Origin of the sequence: Tardiphaga sp. (assembly GCF_025356345.1) — a bacterium.
In the GTDB taxonomy this organism is placed as follows: domain Bacteria; phylum Pseudomonadota; class Alphaproteobacteria; order Rhizobiales; family Xanthobacteraceae; genus Tardiphaga.
The window spans coordinates 1-8,605 of record NZ_JANXTC010000096.1 but is presented as its reverse complement, the minus strand read 5'-3'; the positions used below and the strand labels follow the sequence as shown (position 1 = coordinate 8,605).

Sequence of the window (8,605 nt, the reverse complement as noted above, 5' to 3'; positions counted from 1 at the left end):
CAAACAGGGCATGCTCGCCAGCGATCTCGCTGGCGATGGCGACGTCATCCAGGTGGTGGCGCGCGCCTTCGAGATTCTCCGCTGCTTCGAGGGGCACGACGCCCGGCTCGGCAATCTCGAAATCTCCAAGCGTTGCGGCCTGCCGCGCTCGACCGTGTCGCGGCTGACGCATACGCTGACCCGGATGGGCCAGTTGGCCTATCTGCCCGGCGATCAGAAATACCGTATCGGACCGAGCGCGGTGGCGATGAGCGCCTCGATGATGCGCGGGCTGCAGGTGCGTAACCTGATCCGGCTGCGGCTGCAGGAAGTCGCCGAGCAGATTCCCGGCACCATCGGCTTCACCATCCCCGATCGCTTCCACATGGTCTATCTGGAATATGCCCGCGCCGATCATGCGCTTGGCCTGCATTCCACCACCGGCAGCCGCATCGCGATGGGCAGCACCGCGGCCGGCCATGCCTATACCGCGGCGCTTGACGAGGATGTCGGCAACGCCTTGATCAACGATATGTCGCGCGAAATGCCGGAGGAGGCGAAGATCCTGAGCGGCAGGATCGTTCGCAACCGGGAGTCGCTGCGCGAGCACGGCTATGTCATCGCCGGCGGCATGTTCAGCCCGCACATCACCGGCATCGCGGCGCCGATCTGGTCGCCGCAGTACCAGACCTTCGTGGTCGTCACCATCGGATTGCTGGCGGCGATGTATGATGAGCAGCGCCTGCACGACGAGGTCGCGCCGTTGCTGGCCCGTTTGGGCAGCGACGTCAGCGCGATGGTGCAGAATGCCGAGAGCGGCCTGACCAGCGCGTCGCCGACCGGCGTGCTGTCCGCGGCCAAGCCGCCCAAGACTTTTCCCCCGGAGAACGTGAATGACCTGGAAGCCGGAACTCGACGACCTCTCCCGGCGCGAAGCATTCGCGCGGGAGATGGGCGGCGCTGACAAGGTCAAGCGACAGCATGACCAGGGCCGGCTCACCGTTCGTGAGCGCATCGATAAACTGATCGACGCCGGAAGCTTTCACGAAGTCGGCGCGGTGTCCGGCGTTGGCGAGTATGATGCCGACGGCGAACTCACTCATCTGACGCCGGCGAATTGCGTGTTCGGCCGAGGTCGGATTGAGGGCCGTCCGGTGGTGGTGGTCGGCGACGACTTTACCGTGCGCGGCGGCTCGGCGGACGCGTCGATCTCGGCCAAGCCGCTGATGGCCGAGGAGATGGCGCATGATTTTCGCCTGCCGATTATCCGGGTGATCGAAGGCTCCGGCGGCGGCGGTTCGGTGAAGACCATCGAGACCAAGGGCGCGGCCAATCTACCGGGCGGCGTCGGCGGCACGCGGTGGTACTGGTATACGATCGCCAACATGGCGCAGGTGCCGGTGGTCGGGCTCGGCCTCGGTTCGGTGGCGGGACTCGGCGCCGCGCGGCTGGCGGCTTCGCATTATTCGGTGATGACCAAAAACTCCGCGATGTTCGTCGCCGGGCCGCCGGTGGTGGCGCGGTTCGGCGCGACGCTGGACAAGAAGGCGCTCGGCGGCAGCGAGATCCAGACCCGCGCCGGCGGCGTCGATCACGCTGTCGAGACCGAAGAAGAGGCATTTGCTTGCGCGCGCCGCTTCCTGTCGTATCTGCCGTCCTCGGTATACGGCCTGCCGCCAACGACAATCTGCACCGATGATCCCGAGCGCGCCGACGCCCGTCTGCTCAACGCGGTGCCGCGCGACCGCAAGCAGGTCTACAAGATGCGGCCGATCATCGACGCGGTGGTTGATCGTGGCTCGTTCTTCGAGATGGCGGCGAATTTCGGTCGACCGATCATCACGGGCTTCGCGCGGCTCGAGGGCCGAGCCGTGCTGGTGCTGGCCAGCGATCCGTTTCACCATGGCGGCTCATGGACCGCGGATGCCTGTCAGAAGGTGGTGCGCTTCGTCGACCTCGCCGAAACCTTTCATCTGCCGGTGGTCTATCTGATGGACTGCCCGGGCTTCATGATCGGTCTTGACGCCGAGAAGGCGGCGACCATCCGTCATGGCGTGCGGGTGATGGCAGCGGTCAATCAGACCACGGTGCCGTGGTGCACCATCATCATCCGTAACGCCTTTGGCGTCGCCGGCGTGGTGCATCAGCCGGCCAACCGGTTGTCGATGCGCTATGCGTGGCCGTCGGCCTATTGGGGATCGCTGCCGCTGGAAGGCGGCATCGAGGCCGCCTACCGCGCCGAGATCGAAGCGGCGGAGGATCCGAAGGCCAAGCAACAGGAGATCGAGGATCGTCTCAACAAACTGCGTTCGCCGTTTCGGTCGGCGGAAAAATTCTGGGTCGAGGAAGTCATCAACCCGATGAAGACGCGCTCGCTGTTGTGCGAATTCGCGCGATTGGCCGAACCATTGCGGATGCCGGGACCGTCAAGGCTGGCGATGCGGCCGTAGACGACGTCCCACCTCGTCATTCCGGGTTCGCTCGCGGCTACCGCCGCTCTCGCCCCGGAATGCGACGACTAGATCTTTTTGAACACCACGCTGGCATTGACGCCGCCAAAACCGAACCCGTTCGACAGTACGTGCTCGATCGTCATCGCGCGCGCATGGCCACGGATGAAATCGAGACCATCGCCGGCCGGATCTGGATTTTCCAGATTCAGCGTCGCCGGTGCGATCTGGTCGCGCAGCGCCAGGATCGCGAAGATCGCTTCCAATCCACCCGCGGCGCCGAGCAGATGGCCCGTCGCGGATTTTGTCGAGCTGATCGCCACGCTGCCTTTGGTGCCGAAGATGGTCTTGATCGCTTCGAGTTCGCCGTGGTCGCCGACCGGCGTCGAGGTCGCGTGCGCATTGAGGTGCTGCACGTCGCCGGCCGCGATGCCGGCCTGCGCCAGCGCGATCTGCATCGCGCGCCTGGCGCCGTCGCCATCCTCGCGTCCGGCGGTCATGTGGAACGCGTCCGATGTGGTGCCGTAGCCGATCAGTTCCGCGATCGGCCGGGCACCACGCGCCAGCGCGTGTTCGAGTTCCTCGATCACCAGCACGCCAGCACCTTCGCCCATCACAAAGCCGTCGCGGTCACGGTCGAACGGGCGCGAGGCGCGCTCGGGATGGTCAACGAAATTGCTGGATAGCGCGCGCGCCGCTGCAAAGCCGCCGAGGCTGACGCGGTCGATGCAGGCTTCGGCGCCGCCGGCAATGGCCACATCGGCCTCACCGGAACGGATCAGCCGCGCGGCATCGCCGATCGCCTGCACGCCGGCGGCGCAGGCCGTCACCGGCGCGCCGATCGGCCCTTCAAAGCCGTAGCGGATCGAGATGTGACCGGCGGCGAGGTTCACAAGAAAGGAGGGCACCGTGAAGGGCGACAACCGGCGAATGCCCTTGGTGTCCGTCGTCCGCACCGCCTCGGCAATCGCCGGAAAGCCGCCGATGCCGGAGGCGATCACCGTCGCGGTCCGCTGCCGGGCGCGCGCGTCCTCCGGCGTCCAGCCGGACTGCGCGATGGCTTCCTCGGCCGCCATCAGCGCGAACAGGATGAAGCGGTCCATCTTTTTCTGGTCTTTGCGCGGTGCGGCCCTGTCGGGATCAAAGCCGCCCTCGGTATCATCCGAAATGTCGGGCACCTGGCCACCGACCTTGGCCGCAAGATCGGTGGTCATGGCTTCCGGCAGTCGGCGAATGCCGGATTGTCCAGCCAGCAGCCGCGACCAGTTGGTCTCGACGCCGCGGCCGAGCGGCGATACCGCTCCCATTCCTGTCACCACAATACGGCGCATGATCATTCCAGTCTTGAAGTTGAAAGTTCTGCCGGCCACCGCGCTCAGGCGGCGACCTTCCGGTCGCGGGAGATCATCAGCACCATCACCGCAGCGACGATGCACAGCGCGCCGGCGGCGAAGAACGCCGGCAAATAGCTCAGCAGCACGGTGCGCGACAGGCCGGCGCCGAATGCCGCGGTGGCAGCGCCGAGCTGATGGCCGGCAAAGATCCAGCCGAACACCAGACCGGCGCGTTCGGGGCCGAATCTCGCGGCGGTCAGGCGCACCGTTGGCGGCACGGTGGCGATCCAGTCGAGGCCGTAGAACATCGCGAACAGCGACAGCCCGTAGAACGAGAAATCGGTGAACGGCAGCGCCAGCAAGGACAGGCCGCGCAAGCTATAATACCAGAACAGCAGATAGCGGTTGTCATAGCGGTCCGACAGCCAGCCCGAGGCGATGGTGCCGATGAAATCGAACACGCCCATCGCCGCCAACAGGCCGGCGGCCTGCATCTGTGGGATACCGAAATCCAGGCACATCGGAATCAGATGTACCTGGACCAGCCCGTTAGTGCTCGCGCCGCAGATGAAGAAGGTGGCGAACAGGATCCAGAACACGCGGGTCTTCGCGGCGTCGCGCAAGGCGCCCAGCGCAGCTGCCATGATAGGCGCGCGGTTCGGCGGCGGAATCACGATCGGTGCGGTGCCACTGTCGCCATAGGGACGCAGGCCGAGATCCGCGGGACGGTCGCGCATCACCAGCAGGATGCCGAGCGCGGCGACCGCGAGCATCACGCACATCAGCGCCAGCGCCCAGCGCCAGTCGGAATGTTCGGTGATGCTGGCCAGAATGGGAAGGAAGATCAACTGGCCGGTCGCCGCGCTCGCGGTGAGGATGCCGACCACCAATCCGCGCCTGGCGTTGAACCAGCGGCTGGCGACGGTGGCGCCGAGCACCAGCGCCGTCATGCCGGTGCCGATCCCGACCGCCACGCCCCACAGCAGCATCAGCTGCCAGACCTGGGTCATGGCCAGCGACAGCAGCAGGCTGGTGACCACGACCAGCAGCGCTGTGAGCGTCATGTTACGCAGCCCGTAGCGGTTCATCAGCGCCGCCGCGAACGGTGCCATCAGCCCGAACAGGACGAAGCGGATCGACATCGCCGACGAGATCTCGGCGGTGTTCCAGCCGAATTCCTTCTGCAGCGGCACGATGAAGACGCCGGGCGCACCGACCGCGGCGGCGCTGACCAACGCGGTGACAAAGGTCACCGCGATCATCGCCCATCCGTAATGGATGTTGCGGCGGGCGAGGGCAGGGGCGAGCCATCCGGAAAGCATGGGTATTCCTGTTGTCAACGGAGCGATATGACGGGTGCATGACGCAACATGCCCCGCTCTTTTGAGATGACGATCATCATATAATTGGCCGTGAAATATGCAACTGCCGTCCTGACAAAAATGTTCGTCAAATCTGCGCCGGGCTACCGCTTGCGGTTGATGAAGTCCTGCATCAGCCGCTGCGGCTCGCCGGTCAGATAGGCCTCGCCGAATACCGCGACGCTGAGGTTGACGGATTCTTTTAACGGCAGTTCTTCCCATTGCCTCAGCAGGGCTTTCTGCGAGCGCATCGCCTCGGGGCCGCATTCCAGGATCGACGCAACGGTGCTTTCGACCGCCGCATCGAGGCCGCCCTCGGGGGCGACAACATCCACTAGTCCCCAGCCCAGCGCGGTCGGCGCGTCGATGGTCGCGGCGGTCATGATCAGCCAGCGGGCGCGGCCCCAGCCGATCAGACGTGGCAGCAGGGCGGCGTGGATGACCGAGGGAATTCCGACCCGGACCTCCGGCATGGCGAATTTGGCGTCGTGCGCGGCGATTCTGAAATCGCAGGCGGCGGCGAATTCCAGCCCGCCGCCAAGGCACCAGCCAGGAATCCGGGCGATCACCGGTGCCGGAAAGGCGCGGGCGGATTCACACAGGTCGCGAAGGCCGGTGATGAATTTCTCGGCCGAGGCCTGATCAAGCGTCGCCATCTCCTTGATGTCGGCACCGCCGATCATGCTCTTCTCGCTCTGTCCGGCGATCACCAGCGCGCGGATCGCGCGTTCGGTGGCCAGCACTTCCAGACCCTCGCGCACACCCTGGATGGCGGCCGAGTTGAGGATGTTGAGCGGTCCGGCGTTGCAGATCGTCAGCCGCACAACGCCGCGGGGATCACGATCGACGCCGCAAAAAGGATTGAGCATATGCATAGGACGTCCCGCGGTTGTTGCCGGCGTGGATCGCCGGTCTTGTCGTACCGATTCCCGATTAAAATACTTGTTTGTCAAGGCCAGCGAAGCGGACAGATTGCGAATGGTCGCCAACTGGGTTATATGACTAACGTCATTCATATGGCCTGCGTGTCCGAAATCGAGCTTCGGAGCGCAGCCAACTATTCATTCCGGCCGGGGCCGATTTGTGGCATGAGATGCTACAAGTTGAATTCGCCGATCAATCCAGAATGGCATGGAACGTTGATGCGCTATTCCAAGGAACACAAGCTCGAGACTCATGCACGGATCGTCAAGAAGGCCTCTGTGCGGCTGCGCGAAAAGGGCGCGCATGGCATCGGCGTCGCTGACCTGATGAAGGACGCCGGCCTCACCCATGGCGGGTTCTATGCGCATTTCGACTCGCGCGAAGCCCTGGTGGTCGAAGCCTTTGGCTATGCCATGGACCGTTCGATGGAACGCTGGCGCCAATTGTCGGTGCAGGCCGCTCCGGATCAGCGCCTGCCCACCTTTGTGGAGTTCTATCTGTCGTCGCAACACCGCGACAATCCCGGACATGGCTGCGCATTGCCAGCGCTGAGCGCCGAAATCGCTCGCGAAAGCCCGAAGACGCGCAAGGCATTCGCCGCCAAGCTGGATCAGATGATCGGCCTGATCGCCGAGCAGTTCCCGGGTGCCGCCGGTAAACCGAATCGGAAGCAGGCGATGGCGGCGCTTGCCACGATGATGGGCGCGCTGGTGCTGGCACGCGTCGCCGGATCGGGCGAGTTGTCCGAGGAACTGCTCAGCGCCGGTCGGGATGCTGTACTCGAACGGCCAGCGGCGCTGAAGCCGGTTGCGAAGAAGCCGGCCGTCAAGAAGGCCGGCTTGAAGGTGGTAACCGCCAAGGCGTGACATGTTGCCGCCGTTTGCGTGGCGCCTTCGGTGCACGCACAAGGACGCAGTGATGTCGGCATTTTCGCAAATCCGCTGCGCGTCCAAGCCCTTTCCAAACGAGATAAAGCCTGTGCAACATGCTGGCAAAACTGGTTTGGGAGAGAAGCATGCGCGACATCGGTCATTTCATTGGCGGCCGCGAGGTCAAAGGTACATCCGGACGTTTCGCTGACGTGTTCGAACCGATGACCGGCGACGTTCAGGCCAAGGTAGCGCTGGCGTCGAAATCGGAGATGCGCGCGGCGGTGGAGAATGCGATCGAGGCGCAGGTCGGCTGGGGCGCCACCAATCCGCAGCGCCGCGCCCGGGTGATGATGAAATTTCTCGAACTGGCGCAGCGCGACTACGACAAGATGGCGGATCTGCTGGCGCGCGAGCATGGCAAGACCGTGCCCGACGCCAAGGGCGATATCCAGCGCGGCCTCGAAGTGGTCGAATTCGCCTGCGGCATTCCGCATTTGATGAAGGGGGAATACACCGAGGGCGCCGGTCCCGGCATCGACATCTATTCGATGCGCCAGCCGCTCGGCGTTGTCGCCGGCATCACCCCGTTCAACTTTCCGGCGATGATCCCGATGTGGAAATTTGCCCCGGCGATTGCCTGCGGCAATGCCTTCATCCTGAAGCCCTCGGAGCGCGATCCCGGCGTGCCGATGATGCTCGCCGAGCTGATGATCGAGGCGGGCCTGCCGCCGGGCATCCTCAATGTCGTCAATGGCGACAAGGAAGCGGTCGACGCTATCCTCGACGATCCCGACATCCGCGCCGTCGGCTTCGTCGGTTCGTCGCCGATTGCGCAATATATCTATGAGCGCGCCGCGGCGACCGGCAAGCGCGCGCAGTGTTTTGGCGGTGCCAAGAACCACGCCATCATTATGCCGGACGCGGATATGGACCAGACCGTCGATGCGCTGATCGGCGCCGGCTACGGCTCCGCCGACGAGCGCTGCATGGCGATCTCCGTCGCCGTGCCGGTCGGCAAGAACACCGCCGATCGCCTGATGGAAAAACTAATCCCGCGGGTCGAGGCGCTGAAGATCGGGACCTCGATCGACCCCACCGCCGATTTCGGTCCGCTGGTGACGCGCGCGGCGCTGGAGAAGGTCAAGGACTATGTCGAGATCGGCATCAAGGAAGGCGCCACGCTGTCGGTCGACGGCCGCGGCTTCAAGATGCAGGGGTATGAAAACGGCTTCTACATGGGCGGCTGTCTGTTCGACAATGTGACGAAGGACATGCGGATCTACAAGGAAGAGATCTTTGGTCCGGTGCTGTCGGTGGTCCGCGCCCATGACTATGCCGAGGCGCTGGCGCTGCCATCCGACCATGATTACGGCAATGGCGTTGCGATCTTTACCCGCGACGGCGACGCGGCCCGTGACTTCGCCGCCAGGGTGAATGTCGGCATGGTCGGCATCAATGTGCCGATCCCGGTGCCGATCGCCTATTACACCTTTGGTGGCTGGAAGCGGTCCGGCTTCGGCGACCTCAATCAGCACGGCCCGGACTCGATCCGTTTCTATACCAAGACAAAGACCGTCACCGCGCGCTGGCCATCCGGCGTCAAGGAAGGCGCTGAGTTCTCAATCCCCACGATGAACTAGTCGCGGAGCGAGGACAGGGGATGCAGTTCGCTCTCAACGAGGACC

The 8,605-nt window shown here is 64.5% G+C and carries 7 protein-coding genes; 4 read left to right on the top strand and 3 right to left on the bottom strand.

The window, feature by feature from the left end; genetic code table 11:
- Nucleotides 1–10 precede the first annotated feature (10 nt).
- Nucleotides 11–943: an IclR family transcriptional regulator gene (locus Q0S16_RS05340; RefSeq protein WP_295845885.1), complete on the top strand. Its 933-nt coding sequence runs from the start codon at nucleotides 11–13 to the stop codon at nucleotides 941–943.
- Nucleotides 873–2,429 carry a carboxyl transferase domain-containing protein gene (locus Q0S16_RS05335; protein WP_295845884.1) on the top strand — a complete coding sequence of 519 codons (1,557 nt, stop codon included), beginning with the start codon at nucleotides 873–875 and terminating at the stop codon, nucleotides 2,427–2,429. Before Q0S16_RS05340 ends, Q0S16_RS05335 begins: the two co-directional genes overlap by 71 nt.
- A gap of 68 nt (nucleotides 2,430–2,497) precedes the next feature.
- Here the strand turns inward: Q0S16_RS05335 and fabF are convergent, their stop codons facing one another.
- The 3 genes from fabF to Q0S16_RS05320 form a co-directional block, all read right to left on the bottom strand.
- A complete protein-coding gene (gene fabF / locus Q0S16_RS05330; protein WP_295845883.1) occupies nucleotides 2,498–3,760 on the bottom strand; it encodes a beta-ketoacyl-ACP synthase II in 1,263 nt (420 codons plus the stop codon).
- Between the two features lie 44 nt (nucleotides 3,761–3,804).
- The gene (locus tag Q0S16_RS05325; RefSeq protein WP_295845882.1) at nucleotides 3,805–5,085 is read right to left on the bottom strand and encodes an MFS transporter; all 1,281 of its coding nucleotides are present in this window, start codon (nucleotides 5,083–5,085) and stop codon (nucleotides 3,805–3,807) included.
- 143 nt (nucleotides 5,086–5,228) lie between these two features.
- The gene (locus Q0S16_RS05320; RefSeq protein WP_295845881.1) at nucleotides 5,229–5,999 is read right to left on the bottom strand and encodes an enoyl-CoA hydratase; all 771 of its coding nucleotides are present in this window, start codon (nucleotides 5,997–5,999) and stop codon (nucleotides 5,229–5,231) included.
- 267 nt (nucleotides 6,000–6,266) lie between these two features.
- Here Q0S16_RS05320 and Q0S16_RS05315 point away from each other — a divergent pair, with 267 nt between their 5' ends.
- Both Q0S16_RS05315 and Q0S16_RS05310 read left to right on the top strand, forming a co-directional pair.
- Nucleotides 6,267–6,914: a TetR/AcrR family transcriptional regulator gene (locus Q0S16_RS05315; protein WP_295845880.1), complete on the top strand. Its 648-nt coding sequence runs from the start codon at nucleotides 6,267–6,269 to the stop codon at nucleotides 6,912–6,914.
- 149 nt (nucleotides 6,915–7,063) lie between these two features.
- The gene (locus Q0S16_RS05310; RefSeq protein WP_295845879.1) at nucleotides 7,064–8,560 is read left to right on the top strand and encodes a CoA-acylating methylmalonate-semialdehyde dehydrogenase; all 1,497 of its coding nucleotides are present in this window, start codon (nucleotides 7,064–7,066) and stop codon (nucleotides 8,558–8,560) included.
- The last annotated feature ends 45 nt before the right edge of the window (nucleotides 8,561–8,605 follow it).